Genomic DNA, 24,566 nt, shown 5'->3' on the forward strand with positions numbered 1-24,566 from the left:
CATATCCAACTGGAAATTCGATTTAAAAATCTTTCTAAACATACTATACGAGGAGGGAAAATAATGAATATTTTAATTGCTGGAGGAACCGGATTTGTCGGTAAAGCATTAACAACATATTTTACACGAAATGGCCATCATATGTATATATTAACGCGAAACGCTCAAAAACGGGAGAACGATCCGTATGTTCATTATGTGCAATGGCTAACGGAGGACGCAAAACCTCATGAACAACTGCCTTCCATTGACGTGGTCGTAAACTTAGCTGGTGAGCCGATTAATAGCGGACGTTGGAACGAAACAAGAAAGCGGGCAATGATGGAAAGTCGATTACAAGCAACAAATGAGATATATGAGTTAATTACAAAAATGAATAAAAAGCCGCGTGTTGTCATTCAAGCAAGTGCAATTGGCATTTACGGCACATCGCTCAACGAAACATTTACTGAACGTCATGAAACAATGGGAACAGACTTTTTAGCGCAAACAGTAAAACGATGGGAAGAGGCTGGACAACGCATTGCATCAATTGGCGTGCGCACGGTATTTATGCGCTTTGGTATTATTTTAGGGAAAGGTGGCGGAGCACTTCCACGAATTGTTCTTCCTTACAAATGGTTCATTGGTGGAACGATTGGAAGCGGGAAACAATGGATGTCATGGGTGCATATAGAGGACGTCATTGGCGCCATCGATTTTGTTATTCGACACGAAAACGTATCAGGCCCGATCAACGTCACCGCTCCATCTCCTGTGACGATGAAACAGTTCGGAAAAACAGTCGCTAAAGTTCTACATCGCCCGCATTGGCTTCCTGTTCCATCCTCCGTTCTCAAACTATTGTTAGGAGAAATGAGCATGCTTGTGTTAGAAGGGCAACGTGTTATCCCTGAAAAGTTGCTTCAAGCAGGATACGATTTTTCATTTTCGACTATTGATGAAGCATTAGTAAACATTCTACAATCGTGACGAATACACTATAAGAAAACATAAAGGGGATTGACATGCGAAGCACACTATTAAAATATGGAACAATATATCCGATTACATCTCCTCCGATAAAAGGGGCAGATGTACGTATTGAAAATGGAAAAATTACAGAAATCGGTTATAACCTTCCCGCAAATGAGGAAACAGAAGTTATTGATGTCTCGGGAAAATACGTCTTTCCTGGGTTTATTGACGTCCATACACATCTTGGTTTATACGACGAAGGAACAGGATGGGCAGGTAACGATGCAAACGAAACAATTGAAACGATGACTCCACATGTACGTGCTATTGATAGCGTATATCCGCTCGATCCTGGCTTTCGGGATGCGATTGAACACGGCATTACAACGGTTCATATTATGCCTGGAAGCGCGAATGTCATCGGCGGAACGACGGCAGTCATTAAAACGCACGGAAAAAATGTCGCAAACATGATTATTAAACAACCAGCTGGCTTAAAAATCGCCCTCGGTGAGAACCCAAAACGCATGCATAGCCAAGGGAATAAAGAGTCACTTACCCGCATGGGCATTATGGGAATGCTTCGCGAAACGTTTTACAACGCGAAATATAGCGATTGGCCGCACGATTTTCGCACAATCCCGATTATTCAAGCGCTAAATCGTGAAATTCCGATTCGTGTTCATGCCCACCGTGCTGATGACATTTTATCTGCTATTCGCTTAGCTGATGAGTTCGAACTGGATTTGCGCATTGAACATTGTACAGAAGGGCATCTCATTGCAGAAGAGCTCCAAGGCAGGAACTTGCACGTCTCCGTTGGCCCGACACTCACACGCCGCTCCAAAGTAGAGCTAAAAAATAAAAGTTGGAAAACGTATAAAATTTTATCCGATGTCGGCGTCCATGTTTCGATCACGACAGACCATCCGTACACACCAATTCAATATTTGCACATTTGCGCTGCGATTGCTGTGCGTGAAGGGCTTGATGAACAAAAAGCACTCGAAGGCATTACGATTTTACCAGCACGCAACTTAGGAGTTGATGACCGTGTCGGCAGCTTAGAGATTGGAAAAGATGCTGATATTGTTGTTTGGAATTATCATCCGTTTCACTACCTCGCAACTCCTATATTCACCATGATAAATGGAGAAATAATATACAAAAAAAATTAATAAAAAAACTATTTATTTTTTACACCGTTTCAAGTATGATATAAAAGGTTATACACGAAATATATACGTTCAAAATTATATACTCATGCGACAGTAAGGGAAGGCAAATGGTGCGCCACCAGCAATGCGCTGGTTCTAGTGGGTTCGATTCCCACCCCGAAATTTTTTGATTTGCATAAATTAAAAAATTTCGAGGGTGGCTCGTTCCCTATGGTCGACTGCCCTCGTAAATGGAGGGAGATTCGATGTTAAAAAAACGCGAACTGCAAGATTGTCAAGCGTTATACGAGCTTATGGTGCACCCAGACGTCTTCCCTTTCGTGCGCCATAAAGCATATTCATACGAAGAGTTTTTGTTTATTACAAAACAAACGATTGAAGCTGAAGAACGCGGCGAACTTATCTCGCGCACCATTTTAGACGAGTGGGGCAATCCGATTGGAACGATTAACTTATTTGACATTGAAGATGGCGCTGGCTTTTTAGGCACATGGCTTGGAAAGCCGTATCATGGAAAAGGATACAACCAACCTGCTAAAGATGCCTTCTTTAACGAACTGTTTTATGAACGTTCCATCAACACAATCTTCATGCGCATTCGCAAAGTCAACGTCCGCTCCACAAAAGCTGCTGAAAAACTTCCTTACGTCACCCTTGCTAATGAAACGAGAAAGCGATTATGGGAAGAAATGAATCAAGGCGAAGACATATATAACTTATATGAAATTTCAAAAGACAACTATACACTATATGCGATGCGCCAACAAAAACTTGACGATGAACAACAATTAAAAGAAGCGTAAACCTGTTCTGTGCGAACAGGTTTTTTTATTTGGATAATTTTTTACTTTTCTGCTCATAATGTTAATGTTACAATTTTACAAAAGTGAGGGATACATATGGCTGACAAAAAGAAACGTGAGAAAACGAAAAGTACGCTCTCTAGCGCACAAGAAGTGACATACGCCCGCGATTTCAAACGCGCGGATCAAGCCGGTGGGTTTACCGACAAACATGCTCGTCATTAACAACATTCTCCATTCATTTTTTTCGCTATTCGTCACATGCTAGTAGCGAAAGAAAGGAGGCGACACATATGGGACGTTCACGTGGTCAAAAAGCGCGCGATAAAAACAAATCAAAAATGCCACAAGTACCAAAAACGATGAAATCAGACGGTCACGATGTCGAGTTTTCTGCCGAATTTGCCGATCATGAAGATTTAGAGGCACAAGCACGTGCTGAAGCAGCTGGCATTCGCCAAAGTAAAAGAAGAAAATCATAAAATAAAGAGAAGGTGTCCCGAAAATTCTAGGGACACCTTAAACTTTAAACGTAGAAACCGCATTGCGTAGTTTTTCTGCCATTTCAGCTAACGATGTAGCTGCTGATGTTACTTCTTCACTTGATGCTAGCTGTTCTTCAGAAGATGCGGAAATTTCAGCCGTCCGTTCAACGAAGTGTTTCGCAATCGACGATACTTCATCCATCGAAGCATGCACTTGATGAACACCGGCCGACATTTGTTCAGAAACCGCTGATAGTTCTTGAATTTGGGCATTTACTTGTTCAATCGAGCGCAAAATTTGCGCAAAAAATGTTCCTGTCTCTTCTACTAATTTTGTTCCTTGTTTCACTTCTTCCGTTCCTTTTCCAACAATACTTACAACATGGCCTGTATTTTGTTGAATCATTTCAATTAATTGTGCAATTTGATTTGCAGACTCACGCGACTGTTCTGCCAATTTACGCACTTCGTCTGCTACAACGGCAAACCCTTTTCCGTGTTCGCCTGCTCGTGCCGCTTCAATGGCTGCGTTAAGCGCCAATAAGTTTGTTTGTTCAGCAATACCGACGATGACATCGACAATTTTTCCGATTTGTGCTGATTTTTCATTTAGCTCTTTAATTACTGTATTCGTTTCGTTTGTCGACTGGTTAATTGTATTCATTTGCATAACGACTTTTTGTAAATATTGCTGTCCGACAGTCGCTTGTTTCGTTGTCTCCGTCACAGAATTCGCTACAACGGTAGCCGTTTGAGCCATTCGCTCAATTCCTGTTGCCATCTCACCAATAGCTTCCACGCTTTCTTCTGCATGTTTTCCTTGCATTTCTGCCCCTTGGGCTACTTCTTGAATAGCTGTCGTTACTTCTTCTGTCGCTGCACTTGCCTGCTCCGCGCTTGCCATGAGCTCTTGTGCCGAAGCAGACACATGCTCGGTTGCTGTGCTCACTTGTTGGATGAGTCGTTTCAAATGGTGAACCATTTGATTAAATGATGTGGCTAATTCACCAATTTCATCGCGATTAGCAACATGAATATCATCCAACGATAAATCGCCATGTGCGATTTTTTCGGCATGTTCAGAAATTTGTCTAACCGGTTTGGCAATTTTTTCGCTAATATAAATTGCAATGGCGATACTTACGAGAAAAGCAATACCAGTCGTAATGAGCGTCATATATTTCATATTTTCTGCTTGTTTAGACAATGTTTCACTCATTTGTTGTAAATGTTTTTGCTGAATCGCTCTCGCTTGTTCGCCTGCTTCCGTTACCTCGAGCGTTAGCGCATTTCCTCGTTCTTTCATTAAGCGTGAAATTTCATCCATTTGACCTTGCTTTTTAAACTCCATCGCTTGTTTCGCAATGCTACGATACTCTTGTTCTGCTTTCGCTAGGCGATCAACTGCTTGCTTTGCTTCATCTTCTAGTTGCAATGACGCGATAGTTTGTTGATTCGCTAAAAATTCGTTCGCCGCTTGTTCAAATGCCGTTAAACTTTCAGGCTTTCCGTTAATTAAATATCCTCGCACCGCAATTTGTTCGCGCAATACCGCATTTTGCATATTTGTCACAAGGTTAATTCGTTCAAATCCTTCTTTCATCGCACGCGAGTATTGTTCGTCAATTTGCTCTAGCCGGTTATATGTAAGTATACTGACCCCGATAAATACTGATAGTACTACAAGAAACGTCGACACTAATTTTTTTCTTACTGTTAAATTCATGATGCTTCCCTCCTATGTCGTAATAAAATAAAAAAGCTGCCCAAGCAAAGTGAGTAAAGGCAGCTATAGTTCGACATGTTCCCTAGAGAATGAGACCTTCTTATATTTCACAAGAAGGGCAACTGGCTGGCATATCTACATATAGACGTAGCCCCTATAGCTTTGCGCCCTACCCTTTCGAGTAGTTTGCCGATTATTCAATTTTTTACATTTTCATTTTATCACAACAACTATGAAAAAAGAAGTAGGTATTTTGCACTTCACTTACTACCTTCTAGGAGAAGAGCCCTTTTTGCATCTATTTTGCTTACATATTTGAAAAATTCCTTATTATTCTAAATAACGAACATGTCTTTTTTCCAACAAACATTTTACTCATACTTTATGACTAAAAGGGTAACATTTTGTATCGTCAATACATAAATAAAAATATACCTTTTTATCCAAAAAATATTTTATGTTCTGAAAATATGAACGGCGTATTCAATCGCATGATAAACGGGCAAATTAACAGCCACTCGTGTTAAAAGTAGATTAATAAACAGACGCCCATAGACACCTGCTTTTTTCAGTTCAACGAAAAAATAGCCCAAGCGTTTGCTTAGGCTATTTTTTCGTTGTATTGATTCGAAATGGCACATAAAGTGGACAAAATCTTATAAATGCCGTAGCAATTAGAACGATTCCTAAAATACCGACATATTTTATATTTCCCTCAAGGAAAAATAATCCTAATAGTGCAATACCTAATATGAATCGAATCATGCGATCAACTGAACCAACATTAGCTTTCATTTTCTTTTCCTCCCCTCTTCTTATCTATCTTTAATCATAGAGGAAAAAAGGGAAACGTTCTGTGATAAAGTCACATTGTTGCAAATTTGTCATATAACCCTTTTTTGTCCACAATTTTTATTTTCCCACGCGCTAGTTGAATATATCCTTCCCGCTCGAATTGCTTCAATATTCGGCTGACGACTTCGCGTGCCGTTCCAAGTTCCACAGCAATATGTTCATGCGTCATCTCGATCGTGTTTGCCTTGCTGTTTTTGCATCGTGTAAGTAAAAACTCAATCATGCGCTTATCCATCTTTTCAAATACAATATGCTCAATCATTTGCATCATCGCCATAAAGCGATTCATCACCATATCATAAACGAACGTTTGTAGCTCAACATTTGTTGTCATCATCTTCGCAAACGTATCTTTCCGAACAATTAGTACTTCCGCATCTTCTTCCACAATCGCGGTCGCCGGAAAAGGTGAATGCGACAATACGCTTGAAATGGTCAACACACACGACTCCCCACGACAAACGCGATATAAATTCACTTCTTTTCCATTCTCCCCTATTTTTGCGACCCGAATGACACCAGAGACGATAAAAGCGACATGCTCACACATATCCCCCTCCCGAAAAACAATGGTTCCTTTCGGGAGCTTTACGTTTATGTATAAATTGTCATGCAAAAATGGAAACAATATTCCTCCCCCTTTCCTTTCTTAATATTACAACGTACCAACCATCCCTTTCCATACAAAAAAACTTCCCCAAAACAGGAGAAGTTTTTCTAAGTCCCACAAAACGTCCGATACGGTCGATCAGACGGTGCAGGGGGCTCGGCATATTCGTCTTGTTCTTTCGTGTATGCATGCGGATATTTTAACACGTGAAGCAGCCGCTCCATGACCGTATCATCCCCATGCTCAACCGCTGCCGCAAGCGCTTCTTCAACGTGGTAGTTGCGCGGAATGATGGCAGGATTGTTTTGTCGCATTCGTTCATGTACTTCATCTTTCGTCACGTCTTGACGGGCGATTCTTTGTTGCCAACGTGTGTACCAGTCGCGAAACTCTTTTTCGTTAAAATTCCACTCATCTAGCGTTAACGCGCGAAACGTATTCGTATAATCAGCCCGATAGGTGTACATAAGATGAAGCAATTCACCGATAAGCTTTTTATCTTCCTCTCCTTCCGTGCAAAGTCCGAGCTTCGCGCGCATCCCTTGTAGCCAATACATTTCATACAACATCGGAAACTGAGCAATCGTCTCTTGCGCAATCTCCATCGCTTTTTGTTCTTCGTCATGTAAAAGCGGCAAAAGGCTTTCTGCAAAGCGTGCAATGTTCCATCCAGCCATATACGGCTGATTGCCGTACGCGTACCGCCCTTGCGTATCAATTGAGCTAAACACCGTTTTCGGATCGTACACGTCCATAAATGCGCACGGTCCGTAATCAATCGTCTCGCCGCTAATCGTCATATTATCCGTATTCATCACCCCATGAACAAATCCAACCAATTGCCATTTTGCCACAAGCGCCGCCTGCTTTTTCATCACTTCTTTAAGCAAAAAAAGATAGCGATTGGAGGCGTGTTCAACATTCGGGTAATGCCGCTTTATCGCATAATCGGCTAATTGTTGCAATTCCTCTTTCGATAAAAAACGAGCCGCATATTGAAACGTCCCGACACGCAAATGACTCGCTGCCACGCGCGTCAAAATCGCTCCTGGCAGCTCTGTTTCGCGAATAACAACTTCCCCTGTTGTCACAACGGCTAAACTGCGCGTCGTTGGAATACGAAGCGCATACATCGCCTCGCTAATGATATACTCACGAAGCATCGGTCCGAGCGCCGCACGCCCGTCGCCCCCACGCGAATACGGCGTCCGTCCCGACCCTTTCAGCTGAATATCGAACCGTTCTCCGTCTGGCGTCACATGTTCACCAAGTAAAATCGCTCGCCCGTCGCCAAGCATATTAAAATATCCAAACTGATGTCCTGCATACGCCTGCGCCAAAGGCTCCGCACCTTCAGGAATTCGATTTCCGGCAAACACCGCCACCCCATCCTCGCTCGCTAGCGCCTCCGCACATAGCCCAAGCTCCTTTGCCAGCGAACGATTGAGCACAACAAGCTTTGGGTCATTGACAGGCGTCGGATGAAGCCTTGTAAAAAACCGCTCAGACAAGCGGGCATAACTATTGTCAAAGTTCCAATTTGCGTCCAACGTGCTACCTCCCTTATGAAACGTTCAAATTAACGTTTTGGTTGTATGTATTAGTATATCCTATTTTCTTTCATAGTGCTGTGTGGGTGGATTGTCGTGGCGAAATGTCATTGGGCTCATTTTGTTTGCTTAATTTAACAATAAAAAATTGAAACCGAGGCGTGTGACAAAACGAGAATGAAAAGGAGATATAGAATGTTCCTCTGTAATCATGTCATTTCAGCGATGGAAATGCTACACATATCATGGTAAAATTTTATAAAAAAGTGTTAGGTGGTTTTATTTCATGAACAAAAGTTTTTTTGAGGAACTGCAACTTCTTACAAAACAATATCCTGATACAAGTGTTATACAACGTCTATCACCGAAAGACTACATTGAAGTTCTCGTTCTTCATTCCGCTAAACAGCTCGCTCGCAAACTAAAAAGTTTGGCAAAAGAGAATCGTTTTGAGGAAATTATGCAACTAACTCAACACATTTCTACATTAGTATCAGACAAAGAAGATTCTTTTTCTTTGCCGATCTCTATGATTACATACACGTATGGACAACGGGAAATACCGATTATAGAAGATTTTTTCTTGTCTCGATTGCATTTACTATATAACGACAAACATACAATGAAAAACTTTTTCAAAACATTAAAATATGAAATGCTCACAGCCGACTCTGTTGATTTTATGGTTAGCTTTATCCGTATGTCAGGTCTACAATTATTGATCCGTCCTTTACTTATGCTTGAAGAAGAACGCATTCCTGTACGTATTATTACATCAACCTATTTAGGTATTACAGAAGCAAAAGCGCTTGAAAAACTCATGCAATTTTCGAACGTACAAGTAAAAATGATTGATACACAACAACAATCTTTTCATACAAAAGCGTACATGTTTCATCGACGTTCAGGACTGAATACAGTAATCATTGGCTCGTCAAACATTTCACACTCAGCCCTCATGAACGGACATGAACTAAATGTAAAGCTACCAGATACAAGCTTTTTACCAATTTATGAACATACAAAAGAAATTTTCGAGAAAATATGGAATCATACAGATGCGATTTCTCTTGATCATGCATTTATCCAAAAATACGAACAACAAACAATAAGAAAAGAAAACAAACCTTTAGCTGCTGAGCCGAAAGAAGAATATATCGTTACATCAAGTGTGACACCGAATGATATGCAAAAAAAAGCATTAAAAAACCTTGAATACACAAGAAAAAGTGGTAACACAAAAGGAGTCATTATCGCTGCTACTGGAACTGGAAAAACATATTTAGCAGCTTTTGATGTCAAAGCATATGATCCAAAAAAGCTTTTATTTATCGCTCATCGTGAAGAATTGTTAGATAAGGCAATCGAAACATTTAAACATGTGATAGGAAATGACCATCTATTTGGTAAAATAACAGGAACTGTGAAACAATTCGATAAACCGTATTTATTTAGTACCGTTCAATCGCTCTCTAAAGACGAAACGTTGCAACATTTTGAGCAACATGAATTTGACTATATCATTATCGATGAATTTCATCATGCCGAAGCACCCACATATCAAAAAGTTATTCGTTATTTTCAGCCGAAATTTTTGCTTGGCTTAACAGCAACACCGGAAAGAATGGACGGTAGAGATGTTTTAGCAATTTGTGACCATAACGTTGTATATGAAATACGTTTAAGGGGGGCGCTAGACGCACAGTTGCTCGCACCATTTCATTACTTTGGTATTTCAGATCGTACGGTAGACTATAGTCAGATTCCATTAAAAAACGGCATGTTTGATGAAGCATTGCTTGTGAACGCTTTAAAAACAAACGAACGAACAGATTTTATTATTGAAATGATTCGCACGTATGGTTATGACGGCGATCGTATCGTTGGGCTCGCTTTTTGTGTAAATATCGAGCATGCAAAATATATGAGCGAACAATTTAATAAACGCGGATATTGCACAACATATTTAACTGGTGAACATAGCGTGGAATATCGTGAACAGATCATAAAGAGACTAGAAAATCCGGACGATCCACTTGAACTCGTTTTCACCGTTAACATTTTTAACGAAGGAATTGATATCCCAAGTTTGAATCTTTTATTATTTTTAAGACCTACCGAATCATCGACTGTATTTATTCAACAATTAGGGAGAGGACTAAGAAAAGTAGAAGGAAAAGAGTTTGTGACGGTTTTGGACTTTGTAGGAAATTATCAAAAATCGTTTATGATCCCGCTCGCTCTAGCTGGACAACTGAACGACAAAGCGTTTGATAAAGATTCCCTCCGTGTTGCGATTACACACGAATTTGCCGATCTACCAGGTGGCGCATATGTCGATTTAGACCCAGTAACGCAAAGGGAAATTTTAGATCGTATTGACTCCATTAAAATGAACTCGAAAGATATGTTAAAAATGCTATATCAACAATTTAAAAATGAGCTTGGGCGCTCACCAGAAATATTAGATTTTTTATATTACGAGCAATCGCCAAGCTTAACGTTTTTCATATATAAGTATCGTTCATGGGTCAAAACAAAAGAAAAAATGAATGATATAAACGAGCTTGACCAAATGATTTTACACCACCCATTGATGTGTGAGTGCGTTGAACGGCTAGAAAATCAACTTCCCATTAAGTGGCCTTACGACTTCGTTATTTTGCAGTTAGCTTTATTACAAAACGTTGTGTCTTGCGAAGATGTCGTAAAACAACTTGCCAAAAAATTTGCCGTAGATGTGCAGTTAGAAAAACATGAAAAGATGATTATGCAATCGATGGACCGCCTCGCATCGACATATAAAAAACAAAAATGGTCGTTGGGACAACGAAATGGTCACCAGTTCATCTTGAATAGCGACATTCTTACTTTAACAGAGAATACGCAGTTCTCCAATTACATCAAAGACCGTATCGACTATGGACTTATTGAATTTAGGAGAACGTATCGTCCTGAAAAATTTTTAGCTAAAGGAGAAAAGCTTACTCTTTATCAAAACTATACGCGAAACGATTTAATTTTCTTATTTGAAGCAGGAGTAAAAGAAGGATCGTGGCGAGAAGGAGTAAGTAAAGTTAGAAATCATTATTTACTGTTCGTCAATTTAAATAAATCAGAAAGAGTAAAAGAACATTTACATTACAAAGATTATTTTCTCGATCAAAAACATTTTCATTGGCAAAGCCAAAATCAAACGTCTCATAACTCTTCGGTCGGACAAAATTTTATTCGTCATAAAGAGCTTGGAATCCGTATTCATCTATTTGTTCGAAAATTTGAGGAAATGCACGGAATGACATTGCCTTTTACTTATCTCGGTGAAGTCGATTATGTATCGAGCTATGGTGATAAACCAATGAGCATCACATGGCGTCTACATCATCCCGTGCCGGAAGATTTATATATTGACTTGATTCGCTAATAAAGCTTCTACAGTCGGAATATCAGCGGGTGCCCATTCGAGAGATTTTAAATCTCCGAGTGGGACCCATCTTAATTCAGCATGTTCTTTCGCCTTCGGTTCTCCCTCAATAATTGTCGCTCTATATGTGAGTAAATGGACAATGACTTGAGGGTATTCATAATGCACTTCTTCAATTTTTTCATGTACTTCAATCGTACATCCTAATTCCTCATAAATTTCTCTTACTAACGTTTCTTCTTCTTTTTCCCCTTCTTCAATTTTCCCACCCGGAAATTCCCAAAGTTTAGGAAGTATCATCGTATCCGACCGAAGTGCACACAACACACGATTTTTATTATCAAATATCACTGCCCCTACGACACAAACCGTTTTTTTCATTAACGTTTCCCCTCTATCTTCATTTTTTGTGAATACTTTCATTCTACAAAAAATCTGTCCTTTTTTCTATGCTCGTCCAGATCGACTACTCCCTCACCAACTTCGCCACACTTTCCACATGCGCAGTGTGTGGGAAAAGGTCAAACGGTTGAATGTATTCGACGCGATATCGTTTTGCGAGTGTGTCGATGTCGCGAGCGAGGCTCGATGGGTTACAGGAGACGTACACAACCGTTTTTGGTTTCACTTGTAACATCGTTTTTAACAAGGCGTTGTCGCAGCCTGTTCGCGGTGGGTCGACGACGATGACGTCCGGTTTCCATCCTTCTTTCACCCATTTTGGCAATAATACTTCTGCTTTTCCGACCGCATAGGTGACGTTTGTAAAACCATGACGTTCGGCGTTTTGGCGTGCATCGTCAATCGCTTCTGGAATCGTATCCATGCCGCGCACTTCTTTCGCCTCACGGGCAAGCCATAGACCGATTGTGCCGACGCCGCAATACGCATCGACGACGCGTTCATTTTTCGTTAGTGCTGCTGCTTCTTTTACTTCGTCGTATAGCCTTATCGTTTGAATCGGATTAAGCTGGAAAAAGGCGCGGGCAGATAGTTCAAACGATAAGTCGCCAAGCACTTCTTGAATGTACGGCTCACCGGCAAGCACAATAGTTTCATCGCCAAAAATAAGCGACGTTTTTTGTCCGTTTATGTTTTGAGCGATCGATTTCACTTCTGGCAATCGGCGTTTCACTTCCGCTACAAATAGTTCTTTGCGCGGAAATTCTTTCGTCGCTGTCACAACGACAAGCTGCACATCGCCTGTAAAAAACCCGACACGTGCTACAATCGTGCGCACGACACCTGTTCTTTTCCGCTCGTGATAAATCGGAATGCGCAAATGTTGCAAAATCGTTTTCACGACCGTTGTGACACGGTTTGTGGCGTCATGTTGAATGAAACAGCGGTCGATGTCAATGAGCTCGTGCGAGTTCATGCTGTAGAGTCCAGCGATGACACGCCCCTTTTTCACTCCTGTTTGAAATTGGCTTTTGTTGCGATAATGCCACGGGTCGTCCATCCCAATCGTCGGACGAATATCGAGCGCTTCAATATTTAGTCGGCTATGGCGTTCAAGCGCTTGAATGACAATATCGCGCTTTGCTTCAAGCTGTGCGTTATAGTCTAAATGTTGCAGTTGACAGCCGCCACATTGGTCATATACAGGACAAGGTGGTTTTACACGGTGTGGGGATCGTTTACGAATGCGCACGATTTTTCCTTCCGCATACGTCGGATACACATTCGTCGCTTGAACGACGACTTCTTCTCCCGGAAGCGCCCCCGGAACGAACACGACTTGTTTTTTAAAATAGCCGACACCTTCTCCGTTAATGCCTAATCGTTTAATGGTGAGTGGAAATTGTTGTCCTTGTTGTAACATGGCGATCTCTCCTATTCAATACTTCTCCATAAATATAGCGACGCGTAGCTTAAATACGGCTCCCATCGCTTGCTTAACGCCTCCATTTGCGCCATTGAAGGTTTCGTTTCTAATGAAAGTAGTTTCTGCACTGCTCGCTGTAAGCCAATATCAGCTTTTGGAAATAAGTTCGGACGACCGAGCCCAAACAACAGGAAGTTTTGCACCGTCCACGGTCCGATACCGCGCAATGGAAGCAAGGTGTCCATCACTTCTTTATCCGTTGCCTCCGCTAGTTTGTCTAGTGATAATTTTCCTTCGGCAACAAGCCGCGAAATATCGATAATATATTCCGACTTTTTTTGGCTAAACTGCAACGCTTTCAGTTCGTCGTACGATAAGCGAGCAATTTGTTCTGGGCGCGGATAAAACCATATACCGTCCGTTTCTCGCCCGAACGTTTTCACAAACCGCTCCGTCATTTTGTACGCCACTTTCATATGTAGCTGCTGGTGAATAATGCATTTGATCAAGCAAAAATATAAATCCGCTTCTAAAATAAGCGGCGTCCCTTCATGTTCACGGAAAATTTCCCGCAATTCCGTTTGTAAAAAATGTTCGTGAATTGGCAAAAGGGAGCGATCCCAATGTAATATGTGAAACAGACGGGACAATATCGCTTCTTTTAATTGTTCGTACTGCGCTTCAACAAGAAAAGCCGGTGCTTGTTTTGCCCCGATGCTGCGAACGAAAACAGCAATCGGAGTTTCATTTATATAAAGCGGGATCACTAGCTGTTGCTTTTCTATGTCTACTACAGCTAACGGATCTTGCGCTAACCGCTCTAATACACGTGAAAAATCGTATGGAGCTTCTACTTCAATTCGTTGTTGCCACATGTCTATTCCTACCTTTTTCCTTATATTATAACGAAACAAATCCCTTTGCACATCGTCAAAGGGAAAAAAGCCAAGCAGGAATATTCATTTTTTGCAGCATGAGATCGTCTAAGCTTTTAAAAACATATCCTTCTTTTCGCAAATCGTCAACAATTTTGGCAAGCGCATCGGCATTATCTTTAGATACTGTATGCAGCAGTATAATGGCGCCCGGATGAATTTGTTTCATGACGTTATTGTAAGCATATGACCATCCTTTTTGATCGTGAACGTGCCAATCGACGAACGCTAATGACCAAAAGACGTGGTAATAGCCGAGTTCGCGTGCGACCGCAAGCGTCCGTTCATTAAAAACGCCGCGCGGTGGACGCATATAGTGCATATGCTTTTGCCCCGTCAACAACTCTGTTTTTTTTCTAACCATTTCAAGCTCTTCACGCAATTTTTCATCGCTAACGGTCGTTAAATCAGGATGATGCCATGAATGGTTGCCAACAATATGCCCTTCGTTTATCATCCGCTTCACTAAGTCGGGGGCCGATTGCAAATAATGGCCGGTCACAAAAAACGTAGCAGGAACTTTTTTTTGTTTGAGCACGTCTAAAATTTGGGCAGTATAACCGTTTTCATATCCGTTATCGAACGTTAAGTAAATATATTTTTTCATCGGATCGCCTAAATAAAATGCATCGTATTTGGCGAGTAACTCGTCCAAATGTTTTCCTGCAGAAGGAGGAATGTGATTTTCGCTTCGCTTAAATCCCCATGACATCGCCTCTACCTGACTGAGCGGCAAACATAAAAAGAAGAAAAACAACATGATGATTTTTTTCACTGCTTACACCTCCCAATTCCTTTCCATGATAGGTTGTGCAAAAAGAAGCATAAAAAATCCGCCTAGCTGCTTCGCTAGACGGATTTTTCATTAAAATACGCGCTCTTTAAATTGGGCTAATTTTTCAAGCGATGATTTTTCGACATCTTCGTGCAAGCTGTTGCCATGTGAATCCATCGTGACGACGGCTGTAAAGTCTTTTACACGCAAATGCCACATCGCTTCTGGAATACCGAATTCTAAAAAGTCGACACCTTCAACGGATTGAATGCAATCTGCATAATATTGAGCTGCACCGCCGATAGCGTTTAAGTACACACCACCATGTTCTTTTAACGCCGCCAATGTTTTTGCCCCCATGCCGCCTTTTCCGATGACAGCGCGAATGCCGAACTTTTTCATAATTTCCCCTTGATACGGCTCTTCGCGAATGCTCGTCGTCGGACCAGCTGCTTTCACGTGCCATTTTCCGTTTTCATCTTTTAACATCACCGGTCCACAGTGATAAATGATTTGACCGTTTAAATCAACAGGGGCGTCATGATCCATTAAATGTTTATGAATCGCATCGCGTCCTGTATACATCATGCCGTTAATGCGAACGACATCGCCTACTTTTAGCGAACGAATTTGTTCTTCTGTAATTGGCGCTTCAAGCACAACTTCGCGCGCTTCGCCCACAACTTCCGTTTCTTCCCGTTGGAAGTCGACGTCGTCTCCCTCTTGATATAGCCATTCTTGAATGTCACCTGTATGCGGATCAATGGTTACACCTAAGCGGCGGAACGCCCAGCAATTGTATGCGACGGAAACGAAAAAGCTGGCTGGGATGCGATGCATGACACCAATTTTACAGCCAAGAAGCGTCGTCTCTCCGCCAAATCCCATCGTGCCGATGCCGAGTTTATTGGCAGCTTCCATAATGTATTCTTCTAGTTTGCGCAAATCTTCGTTCGGATTGACATCGTCAACAGGGCGGAACAGCTGCTCCTTCGCTAAGTCATATCCAGCAGAGCGGTCACCGCCGATGCCAACGCCAATAAATCCTGCGCTACAGCCTTGTCCTTGCGCTTGATACACCGCATGTAAAATACATTTGCGAATGCCGTCTAAATCGCGTCCTGCGCGACCAAGCCCTTCTAATTCACAAGGCAAGCTATATTGAATGTTTTTATTTTCACAGCCGCCACCTTTTAAAATTAAGCGAACATCAATGTAATCTTTTTCCCATTGTTCAAATTTCATGACAGGCAACCCGATCCCTAAGTTGTCGCCGCTATTTTCACCTGTTAACGAATCGACCGAATTTGGGCGCAATTTGCCGTCTTTCGTTGCTTGAGCGATCGCTCGACGAATCGCCTCTTTCATCTCCACTTGATTGGCACCTACAGGCACTTTAATTTTAAATGTCGGCAAACCTGTATCTTGGCAAATCGGCGATACATTTTCGTCTGCCATTTGAATGTTTTGCACGATCGTCGCAAGCGACATCGCTGCTCTCGTTCCTGCGTTCTCACGTAACTTTGCTTTCGCAATGGCACGTCGTACATCTTTTGGCAACTTCGTTGACGTTTCAACGATCAGCTTGTACATACTTTCTTGAAACTTTTCCATCACTATTCCCTTCCCCTTTGTTCAATATGTAACAATTTTTTGAATTCTCCATTTGTATTATACATCTTTTCCAAATGTGAAAAAAAGCCGCTTAGCGACTTTTTTCCCAATCTTTTTTAAACCGCTCGTATTTTATTTCTAAATCATCAATCATTTGAATGAGACGGTCAATGTCTTCTAATTCAGCTGTTTCTGGATCAATCGCTTCAAGCACTTCCAGAAACATATTTAAGCGCGTTTTCAAATAGGATAGTTGTAGATTTTCATCTGATACTGCGTTGCCCAACGTCGTCACCTCGCTTTTTCTTTATCGTACACGATCGAAACATCATTGACAACGATTCACTTCACTTTGCATAATTATCGTTAGTCCGATTTTAAAATAAAAGGAGCTTGGTTATGGAAACATTGTTGCGTCAAGCGATCACCCCTACATTTGATCCGTGGGAAGCATATATGGATGTTGAACAGTACGGAAGCATGCAGTTGACAAATATTGAATTTACGACAACGACGCTTTGCAATATGCGTTGTGAGCATTGCGCCGTTGGTTATACGTTGCGCACAAAAGATCCTGAGGCGCTGCCGCTTGAACTTCTTCTTCGCCGCCTCGATGAAATTCCGCATTTGCGCTCGTTAAGCATTACAGGTGGCGAGCCGATGCTTTCTTTGAAATCTGTCGAACAATACGTCGTGCCGTTGTTAAAATATGCGCATGAACGTGGGGTGCGCACACAAATAAACTCCAACTTAACGCTCGATTTAGAACGATATGAAAAAATTATTCCTTACTTAGATGTTTTGCACATTTCGCATAACTGGGGCACGATTGATGATTTCGTTGAAGGCGGCTTTGCGATGATGGAGAAAAAGCCAACCGTCGCACAACGCGAGCGCTATTTTATACGCATAATTGAAAATGCGCGTGCGATTTCGAATATGGGAGTGATTGTATCGGCAGAAACGATGCTAAATAAACGGACGCGACCACATTTAGCGAAAATTCATCGTCAAATTGTGAACGAAATGGGCTGTAAACGCCATGAAGTACATCCGATGTATTCAAGCGACTTTGCTAGCAGTTTAGAAACGTTAACGTTAGATGAACTGCGTGAGACGATTCATTATTTACTTGATATACGAGACGAGAACGTATGGATGTTGTTTGGTACGCTGCCTTTTTATCCATGCAGCGACAACGAAGAAGATTTAGCGTTGTTAAAACGTTTATACGAAAGTAAAAATGTAACAGTACGAAACGACCCTGATGGACGTTCACGTTTAAATGTAAACATTTTTACAGGCGACATCATTGTCACTGATTTTGGCGATGAACCAACGCTTGGCAACATTCAAACCGACTCGCTTCTTTCTGCTTATGACAAATGGATGACATCCGATTTAGCAAAATCGCTAAACTGCCATTGTCCGTCCGTAAAATGTTTAGGACCAAACGTACTTGTGAAAAACCGCTATTATCCAAACGTCGACTTTACAACACGAAAAGCAAACATAGAACGATAAAAAGCTTGTCGGGCATTCGACAAGCTTTTTCCGTTTTATCTCGGTACGTCGCTTGCGACAAAAGCGAATGAAATTCGGTCTTGCACCGGAATCCAAGCACCGATGCCTTGCGATGTGACGTTTTTCACGACAATACTTTTTTTCTTTCCTTTTAAGACGATATATACTTCACCGTACGTCACTTTTCCTTTTTCATTGACCGCAGGGGCATAGGCATATAAGTATCCTAATTTTTTCGGTGGAACGTTATATGCTTGTTCTTTTTTCGTCCCGATGCCAATCCATGTGCTAAAAGAAAGCGGCAAGTTTGTTTTTTTCATCGCTGTTAAAAGCATCATTTTTTTCACATCTTCTTCATTCGGAATGCTTGCGGTTAATCCGCCGCGCACTTGTTTTTGCATCTCTTGCCGATAAGTTAGCCGCACCGCCGTTTTTCCGCCCCGATTATCAACGAAGTTTGTATTCACTTTTTGATACTCCCAATTTGTCGATGTTTCTGTCGATTCGTAATTTAGCGGCCACTGTCCTAAATAAATCGTTGCTTCATAACCGATCGCAAACGGGGTGCTTGAAATCGACGATTCGTTTAAAAGACGAATTAATTCCGGATTTTCAATTTTAACATTCGCCGACTGAAGCAGTTGTTTAGCTAGTTCGCTCGGTTGCAAATAAGGCAAATTTTGCGTCGGATTCGGATACGTATTTTCTTTTGAGATGTCGATAACCGATGATGGAAGTTTGACAGTCGCTTCGCTAATCGTTGGCATACATAAACAAATGGACATGATGCTTAAAGCAAACCATCTTTTCATGCGCAGACTCCTTTCTTTTTACGTCGTTCATCGTTATTTTTTTCAAAAGTAAACAATTTATCCTTCCTATAAAAAAATCCGCGAACAATCATTATTGCTTCCTGTTATGAAACGCTTTAATATCGAACATAGTGAATATATTACAGGAGGACACTATGCAACGACGTCATTTTTTTATTTTAGTTAGCATCGTCATGATTTCAGGTCTTTCCCAAGGACTATTGTTGCCGCTTATTTCTATCATTTTCGAGCAGAGCGGTGTACATTCCTCACTTAGTGGCATACATGCGACAGCAATGTATATCGGAGTTCTGATCGTTTCTCCGTTTTTAGAACGTCCGCTTCGTCGCTACGGCTTTAAACGTTTCATGATGATCGGCGGGGCAATCGTCATCGTTTCTTTAGCAACGTTTCCGATTTCATCATCCCTATTGTTTTGGTTTGTCCTTCGTTTGTTCATCGGAATTGGCGATCATATTGTTCATTTCGGTTCGCAAACGTGGATTACATATGCCTCTCCTATTCATCGACGCGGTCGCAACATTTCGTTGTATGGTTTATCTTTTGGTGTCGGCTTTATGATCGGACCGCTTCTCGTTCCGCTCGTTCACATGCACGAGGCGTTACCGTTTATCGTTTCATCATTGCTTAGCTTATGTGGATGGATATTATTATTTTCCCTACCACATACGTATCCACAAACGAGCGAGACCGAGAAAATTGGAGCAGTGCGCTTTTTTCATGCTTGGAAACAAGCGTGGCCTGCATTGTTGTTGCCGTTTGGCTATGGCTTTTTAGAGGCATCACTTCATAGCATGTTTCCTATCTATGCGTTGCGACACGGCTTAAACGTTGAGACGGTCGCCATGATGCTTCCAGCGTTTGCGCTTGGCGGGATCGCTTTTCAACTTCCGCTCGGCACGTTAAGCGATCGTTTTTCACGAAAAACGATCATTGTCGTTTCGTTAACCATTGGAGCCATTTGTTTTATGATTGCACAGTGGTTTACTTCCCCTGTGCAATTGACCACAACCTTTTTGATCGCTGGCATGTTTGTCGGTTCGCTTTTTTCACTCGGTATGGCGTATATGACAGACTTATTGCCAAAATCACTTCTTCCTGTCGGCAACATTTTGTGCGGAATGCTATATAGCGTTGGCTGCATATGTGGTCCTGCCATCGGCGGTATTGTACTACAACATCAAGACCAACTATTTTTCATTAGCATTAGCTGTCTTTTACTTGTTTTATTATTTGCCCAACGTCCGTTCACAAAATTTTCAAAATATTTTTCAAAAAAACATGAAAAAAACATTGACGTTTTTTAACCCTCTGTTATATAATACAAATAAACAAAATAAACTGTTTTAAAACAGAAGGGAGAGCGACCATAATGAGCAGAGAAGAAAGAAAAAATATGATTGAATTTATTACAAAATTGCGCAGCTTTAATCAAGAACAACTCATCTACATGACAGATGCAGAAATCGAGCATATTTACAACCAAACATACTACCATTACGAAGAAATCGCAGAATAAAGAGGGATGTGCAACACATCCCTCTTCTTTTTAATGGTATCCGTTTTGTCCGTTTGCGCTACTGCTCGTTTTATGTTTCGGACGGCTTTTTCCTTTTTGTTTTGTCCCGCCGTCTTTTTTCGTTTTTTTCGTCACGTATATGCCCCCTTCATAACCGCCTTCCCTTTTAATATGGTTTGCACAACTTTTTTTATGTGAGGAAATGACTACCGTATGCGCATGTTTCCTTCTCGTTTACAACAAAAAATGGCATTTAACTCCCCGCCTAATACAATCATCATGCCGGACAAATAAAACCAAACCATCAATGCAATAATGCCGCCGAGGCTGCCATACATGGCAGAGTAGTTACCAAATTGGTTCACATAGTATGAAAAAGCAAGCGAGACGATCATCCAACCGACCGTCGCAAACAGCGCGCCACTCCATACGTCGCGAAAACGAACATATTTGCTCGGCGCAAAAACGTATAACACAGAAAAAACAAAAAATAAAATGACAAAGCTAACAAACCACCGAATCGTTTCCCATATGCGTAAAAAAACGTCCGAAAGTCCAAACGCTGAAAAAAGAAACGTACCGATCATTTTTCCGAATACAGGGAAAACAAGCGCAATAATAATGACAAAAACCATCGCAAATGTAAGCAAAATCGAAATGCCCCGCGCAACGAGAAAGGAACGCGTTTCTTTCACATCGTATGCACGGTTTAAGGCGCGAATAATCGCTGACATACCGTTCGATGCAGCCCACACGGTCGCAAGAACGCTAAAGGACAACCATTTTCCGCTTTGCGACTCCATTAGCTGTTTCACATTTGTTTCGATTAAATGTGCTGTTTCGCTCGGAGCATATTGACTTAAAAAAGCGATCACATCTTCATGCGGAATCGGCAAATACGATAAAAATGTCAACAGAAACAGTAAAAATGGAAATAAAGAAAGTAAAAAGAAATATGCCAACTCAGCGGATAAATCAAAAACTTCATCTTCATCAAACCGTTTCATTAGCTCGCGAACAACAGAAAAGCTAATAATCATCTTTCTCACCACCTCGCCCCTTATGTAGAGCGTTTGCGAATCAGCTCCCCGATCCACTCCATCACTTGCGGTGTTGTTTCTTTTACTTCACTTAGTTTATTCACAATAAACTGCAAATCATTCATCATTTCGTCCACATGTTGTCTCGTTTGATGAACGGTCCCCTTTATTTCTTCTACGCTATCCATCCACTCACGACACGTTTCTTTAACAAATTGTCTTGTTTTTTTATCCGCTAACAACAAAGCTATGCCTGCTAATGCAAGCCATTTCCCCTTTCCCATCGCCATGCCTCCTTACAACGAATGATCTCGTTTTATGCGTTCTAATATATGTTTACACCCTTCCTCTACTAATTCGTACACTTCTTCAAAATTTCCTGTAAAGTACGGATCAGGGACATCGTCTACACGACGGTTTGGCACAAAATCCATAAAACGGGCAATTATAGCTTGCGACTGATCGCCGACAAGACGACGAAGATGAGCGATATTGTTGCTATCCATGCCAATAATATAATCAAATGTATGAAAATCTTCTTTTGAAATTTGACGTGCTTTTAACCCTGTAAAATCAATTTGTTTTTCCGTTAAAATGCGCTGAGTCCCATGATGTGGTGGTTTACCCACATGCCAATTGCCTGTTCCTGCCGAATCAACAGAAATGACATGATCCAGCCCCTCTTGTTTTACAAGATGACGAAATACAGCTTCTGCCATCGGAGAACGACAAATATTTCCTAAACAAACGAATAATACGCGAATCATTTCACTTCACCTCACATATAAAACAATGATACAATGAACGAAATCACTCATGAAAGGATGACGAATGTGCATTTATCCGTTGAACAAATGATCGAGCAAATAAAAGAAAAGCTAAAAGTATTAAATTTTGATGCCATTAAACCAGACCACTTTGATGAACAACTATACGATGAATTAAAAGATATATATGATATGGTGATGAGAAAGCAATCATTTAGTCCAAGCGAAATGCAAGCGATCGCTGAAGAGCTTGGGAACTTGCGAAAAAAATTATAACATCGCCTCCCCTACAATAAGTAGCGACGGATGATCTGCCAGCGAAATTTCTTCATGCGTATCCATATATCGTATATATGGACGTTGCATATGCTCGATAATTTTTGTCACAATGGCGTTTCTTCCGTCGCTCATTTTCACTGTTGTTCCTGGCAAATAAGCAGGGATCGTATCAACAAACAGCCGCACAAGCTGTTGGCTGTACCGATTACCACTCCGCGCCATAATAATTTCAAGCGCTTCATGCGGCGGCACAAATTCGGAAGAAATTAAATTTTCATATTCGTTGGCAATCGCGCAAATTTGAGCGTACAAATGAATATTTGCTTCCTTCAATCCGCGCGGCGTACCTGAGCCGTCCGCATACTCGTGATGTTGATACGCCATATGCGCGCACAATAAACTCATTTCCCGCTCTTTTCGCAAATATTCAAAGCCTTTTACTGTATGATGCTCTTCGCCTTCTATTTCTTTTCCAATGTCATGAAACAACGCTCCCATCGCTACGTCACGCAATTGCAAATCGTTGAAATTCAGCTTCTTCCCTAGCTGCAATGACAATAATGCAACGTTGACTGCATGACCGTACGGTTGCGCCTCCATTGCAAGCGATGTCGCTGGAATGACCGCTAATACTTTTCTTTTTTTCACTTCATCAACGAGCTTTACCGCTAGCTTAAACAACGAACGAAGCGGTAATTCTTCGCCCTTTCGTACAGCATCAAACGCTTGTTGAACAACTTCAATCGCGTCCATCCACGATGGCATATCAAGCAGCTCTTCCAACGTGATCCCTTCCGATACTGCGTCTTCTACGAATACGTAACGAATGTCCATTTGTTTTAGTCTTTCGACATATTTTGGATGAATTTTTCTTCCTGCTGCCAGTAATACACGACGATGGCGATCATAAATCGGACGTGCCAATTCCATCGTTCGCTCATCGTAGTCTTCTAATAAAATGAGCCGCAAACATACTCCACTCCTTTCGACATCTCCCATACAAACAGTATAATCATGTTTTTTTTCGTTTGCCATGACGTTTTTTAAAAAATAAATTCCGATAGAAAAACTAGGATTGACATTCGCTTGAATTGTGTTAAAATTTAAAACAATCAAACAGAAAGGGCGACGAATAAGAAAGGGAGATGAGACATGATTACGTATGAAACGTGGGGCGAGGTCCAAAAACCGACTTTTCCAATCAATAATAATGAAAAAGGGGCACTACATGTGCTTACATGGGCTTATGACCATTACGGCGATGACCTTTTGTATGCATGTAGTTTCGGTATTGAAGGGATCGTGTTAATCGATCTTATTTCTCAAGTGCGTGACGATGCTGAAATTGTGTTTCTCGATACAAACTTACATTTTTCTGAAACGTATGAAACGATCGAACGAGTCAAAGAAGCGTACCCACGCTTGCGCATTCATTTACAAACACCGTCTTTATCACTTGCAGAACAAGAAAAACAATTCGGTGCAGAACTTTGGAAAAGAGACCCGAACAAATGCTGTGAACTAAGAAAAATTGTTCCGCTACGAGAAGCGATGATAGGAAAAAAGGCGTGGATCTCCGGACTGCGTCGCGAGCAATCGCCAAGGCGACAACATGTTGAATTTATTAATCGCGATAAAAAGTTTCACAACATTAAAGTTTGCCCACTTATTCATTGGACATGGAAAGACGTATGGCGTTATGTGCATCGCCACAATCTTTCCTACAATCCACTTCATGATCGCGGATATCCAAGCATCGGCTGTGCCCCATGTACAGCCCCTGCCTATACAGAAGAAGATTTACGTTCTGGTCGATGGGCTGGGCTAGGAAAAACAGAATGCGGCTTGCACGAGTCGTGAAGGA

26 protein-coding genes and 1 riboswitch are annotated in these 24,566 nt (G+C 41.4%); of the genes, 11 read left to right on the top strand and 15 right to left on the bottom strand.

What is annotated here, in order from left to right; genetic code table 11:
* Window positions 1-63: 63 nt before the first annotated feature.
* From ACYQY7_RS07615 to ACYQY7_RS07635, 5 genes are all read left to right on the top strand, one after another.
* Window positions 64-972: a TIGR01777 family oxidoreductase gene (locus tag ACYQY7_RS07615; protein ID WP_461201472.1), complete on the top strand. Its 909-nt coding sequence runs from the start codon at window positions 64-66 to the stop codon at window positions 970-972.
* A 35-nt stretch (window positions 973-1,007) separates the two neighbouring features.
* Window positions 1,008-2,135: an amidohydrolase gene (locus ACYQY7_RS07620; RefSeq protein WP_461201473.1), complete on the top strand. Its 1,128-nt coding sequence runs from the start codon at window positions 1,008-1,010 to the stop codon at window positions 2,133-2,135.
* 245 nt (window positions 2,136-2,380) lie between these two features.
* The gene (locus ACYQY7_RS07625) at window positions 2,381-2,938 is read left to right on the top strand and encodes a GNAT family N-acetyltransferase (RefSeq protein ID WP_461201474.1); all 558 of its coding nucleotides are present in this window, start codon (window positions 2,381-2,383) and stop codon (window positions 2,936-2,938) included.
* Between the two features lie 96 nt (window positions 2,939-3,034).
* A complete protein-coding gene (locus ACYQY7_RS07630; RefSeq protein WP_006322037.1) occupies window positions 3,035-3,163 on the top strand; it encodes a YfhE family protein in 129 nt (42 codons plus the stop codon).
* A gap of 68 nt (window positions 3,164-3,231) precedes the next feature.
* A complete protein-coding gene (locus ACYQY7_RS07635) occupies window positions 3,232-3,420 on the top strand; it encodes a YfhD family protein (RefSeq protein ID WP_183242750.1) in 189 nt (62 codons plus the stop codon).
* A gap of 37 nt (window positions 3,421-3,457) precedes the next feature.
* Here ACYQY7_RS07635 and ACYQY7_RS07640 read toward each other — a convergent pair whose 3' ends face one another.
* The 4 genes from ACYQY7_RS07640 to ACYQY7_RS07655 all read right to left on the bottom strand — a co-directional run bounded on the left by ACYQY7_RS07640 (window position 3,458) and on the right by ACYQY7_RS07655 (window position 8,164).
* Complete coding sequence (locus ACYQY7_RS07640; RefSeq protein ID WP_461201475.1) at window positions 3,458-5,149, bottom strand: methyl-accepting chemotaxis protein; 1,692 nt, start codon at window positions 5,147-5,149, stop codon at window positions 3,458-3,460.
* A 114-nt stretch (window positions 5,150-5,263) separates the two neighbouring features.
* Window positions 5,264-5,350: riboswitch (cyclic di-GMP riboswitch) on the bottom strand.
* A gap of 405 nt (window positions 5,351-5,755) precedes the next feature.
* Window positions 5,756-5,944 (bottom strand): YgaP family membrane protein, encoded by a 189-nt coding sequence (locus tag ACYQY7_RS07645; protein ID WP_055441800.1) that lies wholly within the window; start codon window positions 5,942-5,944, stop codon window positions 5,756-5,758.
* 70 nt (window positions 5,945-6,014) lie between these two features.
* Window positions 6,015-6,632: a Crp/Fnr family transcriptional regulator gene (locus tag ACYQY7_RS07650; protein ID WP_461201476.1), complete on the bottom strand. Its 618-nt coding sequence runs from the start codon at window positions 6,630-6,632 to the stop codon at window positions 6,015-6,017.
* Between the two features lie 89 nt (window positions 6,633-6,721).
* Entirely contained in the window at window positions 6,722-8,164 is a 1,443-nt protein-coding gene (locus ACYQY7_RS07655; RefSeq protein ID WP_461201477.1) for a protein adenylyltransferase SelO, read from the bottom strand.
* Between the two features lie 286 nt (window positions 8,165-8,450).
* On the opposite strand from ACYQY7_RS07655, the gene ACYQY7_RS07660 reads away from it, so the two are divergent.
* Entirely contained in the window at window positions 8,451-11,588 is a 3,138-nt protein-coding gene (locus tag ACYQY7_RS07660; RefSeq protein WP_461201478.1) for a DUF3427 domain-containing protein, read from the top strand.
* On the opposite strand, the gene ACYQY7_RS07665 is transcribed toward ACYQY7_RS07660, so the two are convergent.
* The 6 genes from ACYQY7_RS07665 to ACYQY7_RS07690 form a co-directional block, all read right to left on the bottom strand.
* Window positions 11,565-11,969, bottom strand: a complete 405-nt coding sequence (locus tag ACYQY7_RS07665; protein WP_461201479.1) for a (deoxy)nucleoside triphosphate pyrophosphohydrolase — start codon at window positions 11,967-11,969, stop codon at window positions 11,565-11,567. The two genes, ACYQY7_RS07660 and ACYQY7_RS07665, sit on opposite strands and share 24 nt — an antisense overlap.
* 85 nt (window positions 11,970-12,054) lie before the next feature.
* Window positions 12,055-13,413 (bottom strand): 23S rRNA (uracil(1939)-C(5))-methyltransferase RlmD, encoded by a 1,359-nt coding sequence (gene rlmD, locus ACYQY7_RS07670; protein ID WP_461201480.1) that lies wholly within the window; start codon window positions 13,411-13,413, stop codon window positions 12,055-12,057.
* An 11-nt stretch (window positions 13,414-13,424) separates the two neighbouring features.
* Window positions 13,425-14,291: a DNA-3-methyladenine glycosylase family protein gene (locus ACYQY7_RS07675; RefSeq protein WP_461201481.1), complete on the bottom strand. Its 867-nt coding sequence runs from the start codon at window positions 14,289-14,291 to the stop codon at window positions 13,425-13,427.
* 55 nt (window positions 14,292-14,346) lie between these two features.
* Window positions 14,347-15,111: a delta-lactam-biosynthetic de-N-acetylase gene (gene pdaA, locus ACYQY7_RS07680; protein ID WP_461201507.1), complete on the bottom strand. Its 765-nt coding sequence runs from the start codon at window positions 15,109-15,111 to the stop codon at window positions 14,347-14,349.
* 105 nt (window positions 15,112-15,216) lie between these two features.
* Window positions 15,217-16,740 (bottom strand): fumarate hydratase, encoded by a 1,524-nt coding sequence (locus ACYQY7_RS07685; protein ID WP_461201482.1) that lies wholly within the window; start codon window positions 16,738-16,740, stop codon window positions 15,217-15,219.
* A gap of 91 nt (window positions 16,741-16,831) precedes the next feature.
* Window positions 16,832-17,026: an SE1561 family protein gene (locus ACYQY7_RS07690; protein ID WP_461201483.1), complete on the bottom strand. Its 195-nt coding sequence runs from the start codon at window positions 17,024-17,026 to the stop codon at window positions 16,832-16,834.
* Between the two features lie 113 nt (window positions 17,027-17,139).
* On the opposite strand from ACYQY7_RS07690, the gene yfkAB reads away from it, so the two are divergent.
* Window positions 17,140-18,264, top strand: coding sequence for a radical SAM/CxCxxxxC motif protein YfkAB (yfkAB, locus tag ACYQY7_RS07695; RefSeq protein ID WP_461201484.1), 1,125 nt, complete (start codon window positions 17,140-17,142; stop codon window positions 18,262-18,264).
* A 35-nt stretch (window positions 18,265-18,299) separates the two neighbouring features.
* Here the strand turns inward: yfkAB and ACYQY7_RS07700 are convergent, their stop codons facing one another.
* Entirely contained in the window at window positions 18,300-19,049 is a 750-nt protein-coding gene (locus ACYQY7_RS07700) for a YfkD family protein (protein WP_461201508.1), read from the bottom strand.
* Between the two features lie 182 nt (window positions 19,050-19,231).
* On the opposite strand from ACYQY7_RS07700, the gene ACYQY7_RS07705 reads away from it, so the two are divergent.
* On the top strand, window positions 19,232-20,404 hold the full coding sequence (locus ACYQY7_RS07705) for an MFS transporter (RefSeq protein WP_461201485.1): 1,173 nt from the start codon (window positions 19,232-19,234) through the stop codon (window positions 20,402-20,404).
* Window positions 20,405-20,469: 65 nt separating this feature from the next.
* Window positions 20,470-20,616, top strand: coding sequence for a BH0509 family protein (locus ACYQY7_RS07710; protein ID WP_032101078.1), 147 nt, complete (start codon window positions 20,470-20,472; stop codon window positions 20,614-20,616).
* Window positions 20,617-20,822: 206 nt separating this feature from the next.
* Here the strand turns inward: ACYQY7_RS07710 and ACYQY7_RS07715 are convergent, their stop codons facing one another.
* Genes ACYQY7_RS07715 through ACYQY7_RS07725 form a run of 3 tightly spaced genes read right to left on the bottom strand, consistent with a single transcriptional unit; the run spans window position 20,823 to window position 22,423 of the window.
* Window positions 20,823-21,656: a YihY/virulence factor BrkB family protein gene (locus ACYQY7_RS07715; protein ID WP_461201509.1), complete on the bottom strand. Its 834-nt coding sequence runs from the start codon at window positions 21,654-21,656 to the stop codon at window positions 20,823-20,825.
* 20 nt (window positions 21,657-21,676) lie between these two features.
* Window positions 21,677-21,940, bottom strand: coding sequence for a glycine/betaine ABC transporter substrate-binding protein (locus ACYQY7_RS07720; protein ID WP_461201486.1), 264 nt, complete (start codon window positions 21,938-21,940; stop codon window positions 21,677-21,679).
* A gap of 12 nt (window positions 21,941-21,952) precedes the next feature.
* Window positions 21,953-22,423: a low molecular weight protein-tyrosine-phosphatase gene (locus ACYQY7_RS07725; RefSeq protein WP_461201487.1), complete on the bottom strand. Its 471-nt coding sequence runs from the start codon at window positions 22,421-22,423 to the stop codon at window positions 21,953-21,955.
* Window positions 22,424-22,480: 57 nt separating this feature from the next.
* Between ACYQY7_RS07725 and ACYQY7_RS07730 the strand changes: the two genes are divergently transcribed.
* Window positions 22,481-22,699, top strand: coding sequence for a DUF1128 domain-containing protein (locus ACYQY7_RS07730; RefSeq protein ID WP_032101018.1), 219 nt, complete (start codon window positions 22,481-22,483; stop codon window positions 22,697-22,699).
* Here ACYQY7_RS07730 and ACYQY7_RS07735 read toward each other — a convergent pair.
* Window positions 22,694-23,671, bottom strand: a complete 978-nt coding sequence (locus ACYQY7_RS07735; RefSeq protein ID WP_461201488.1) for an HD-GYP domain-containing protein — start codon at window positions 23,669-23,671, stop codon at window positions 22,694-22,696. The genes ACYQY7_RS07730 and ACYQY7_RS07735 overlap by 6 nt on opposite strands.
* Before the next feature lie 183 nt (window positions 23,672-23,854).
* Between ACYQY7_RS07735 and ACYQY7_RS07740 the strand changes: the two genes are divergently transcribed.
* Entirely contained in the window at window positions 23,855-24,562 is a 708-nt protein-coding gene (locus tag ACYQY7_RS07740) for a phosphoadenylyl-sulfate reductase (protein ID WP_461201489.1), read from the top strand.
* Window positions 24,563-24,566 lie beyond the last annotated feature (4 nt).

This window comes from Anoxybacillus sp. TBDG-1, from assembly GCF_054815885.1.